This is a genomic window from Cryobacterium sp. 10I1, assembly GCF_035019805.1.
GTDB classification, from domain to species: domain Bacteria; phylum Actinomycetota; class Actinomycetes; order Actinomycetales; family Microbacteriaceae; genus Cryobacterium; species Cryobacterium glucosi.
In genome coordinates this window covers 1-1841 of record NZ_JASJVF010000411.1, presented here as the reverse complement: position 1 = coordinate 1841, position 1841 = coordinate 1, and the positions used below count along the sequence as shown (strand labels likewise).

Genomic DNA, 1841 nt, shown 5'->3' with positions numbered 1-1841 from the left:
CAAGCCTGGCCGCGGCATCCAGCCCGGCGGCGAGCCGTTCGGCGACGGCTCGGGTGTCCTCCGCGCCGTTCGCCGCGGTCTCCGCCAGCTGGAGTTGCAGGTCGGTGACGTACTGTCCGAGTTCCATGTCACCATGGTGACACCATCGTGGTGTCATGTCAAGCGATTATGGTGTCACGCGGTCAGCTGGGTCGTGACGGGGCGGGAAGTCAGTCCTCGCCCCGGCGGGCGATGACGCCGATGAGGCGTTCGAGGGCGAAAACGGGATCCCGTTCGGCGCCCTTGACCGCGGCATCCGCTTCAGCGAGGGCGACGATGCAGCGTCCGAGTCCCTCGTCGGTCCAGCCGCGCAGGTCGCGCTGGGCGCGTTCGACCTGCCAGGGCGCCAGGCCGAGCTGGCCGGCGAGCTGGCCCGATCCGCCACGGGCGCCGTAGACCTTGGCCATCGTGCGGATCTTCATGGCGAACGCCGCGACGACGGGGACCGGGTCTGCACCGGAGGTGAGCGCGTGACGCAGGATGACAAGGGCGTCGCCGTACTTGCCCGCGATCGCGGCGTCGGCGACCTTGAACGCATTCGCCTCGACACGGCCGCCGTAGTACCGGTCGACCGTGGTTTCGGTGATCTCGGCCGTGGAGTCGGCGATGAGCTGCTGGCACGCCGCGGAGAGTTCGGCGAGGTCTCCGGAGAACGCAGCCACGAGGGCGCGCAGGGCACTGCCGCTCACCCGTTTGCCTGCCGTGCGGAATTCGGCCGCGGCGAAGTCGTGCCGGTCGGTGTCCTTCTTGAGTTCCGCGCAGACGATCTCGATGCCGCCGCCGAGACCGGACCGGATGGTGTCGAGGAGTTTTTTTCCGCGCACGCCACCGGCGTGGCGGAGCACGACATAGGTGTCGTCCGCGGGGTTCTCCAGGTAGTCGAGGGCTTCGGCGAGGAAGGTGTCGCTGCACTTCTCGACGTTCGTAACCCGGATCAGGCGTGGTTCGCCGAAGAGCGACGGGCTCGCCATCGTGAGCAGCTCACCTGGCGCGTAGCTGTCGGCGAGCACGTCGCTGATCTCGAGGCTCAGGTCCTCGAGCTTGAGGAAGTCCCGCAGCTGCCGGATGGCCCGTTCGGCGAGGAAGGTCTCTGTGCCGGAGACGAGCACGATCGGGGCGGGACGGACCTCGTGCCAGGCGAGTTGCGGGATCGCGACGGCCTTGCCGGTGCGGGCGGTCTTGGCGGGTGCTGCGCTGCGGACGGCCACGCGAGTCCTCTCCCCTGGGCCTGCTCACGGGCGGGCTCAGGGTTTCCAGCCTAACCGGCACCGGGGACACTGAGCCTCGACACGACACCGGTTTCAGCCGCCCTTCTCCGTCCAGACCGTGAGGGCTCCTCCCCCGGCGGCGGCCGGTGCAACGACCGAGAGCCCCTGCCGGTCGGTGCGCACGGCGAGGGTGCCGACCGAGCGGAGCATGTCGAGCAGGGAGGCCGTCGGGTGCCCGTAGCCGTTGTCGGCACCGACGGAGATGAGTCCTACGGTTGCGTGCAACTCGGCGTAGAACTGTGGGCTCTGGTCCCGGCTGCCGTGGTGGGCGACCTTGACGACGTCGACCCTGCCCGGCGCGGACACCCGGTCGAGCGCGACCTGGGCGTCCTCGCCGAGGTCGCCCAGAAACACCGAGCGGATGCCGCGCCCGTCGAATTCGATCGTGACGCTCCCCGGGTTGCCGGTCTGCATCTCCGACCCGCCGGGCACGGGCCAGAGGATGTCCCAGCGCAGGCCGCCGAGCGTGCCCGCGTCGCCCTTCGCCGCTTGCCGTACCTCGGCGCCGCCCTCGGTGAGCCGGGCGTGCAGCCG

At 70.2% G+C, this 1841-nt stretch carries 2 protein-coding genes; both read right to left on the bottom strand.

Annotation, left to right across the window (positions count from 1 at the left end; translation table 11 throughout):
• Positions 1-209 precede the first annotated feature (209 nt).
• Entirely contained in the window at positions 210-1247 is a 1038-nt protein-coding gene (holA, locus tag QN345_RS18585) for a DNA polymerase III subunit delta (protein ID WP_322189667.1), read from the bottom strand.
• A 93-nt stretch (positions 1248-1340) separates the two neighbouring features.
• A partial coding sequence (locus QN345_RS18580; protein ID WP_416347679.1) for a ComEC/Rec2 family competence protein occupies positions 1341-1841 on the bottom strand: 501 nt, incomplete at its 5' end.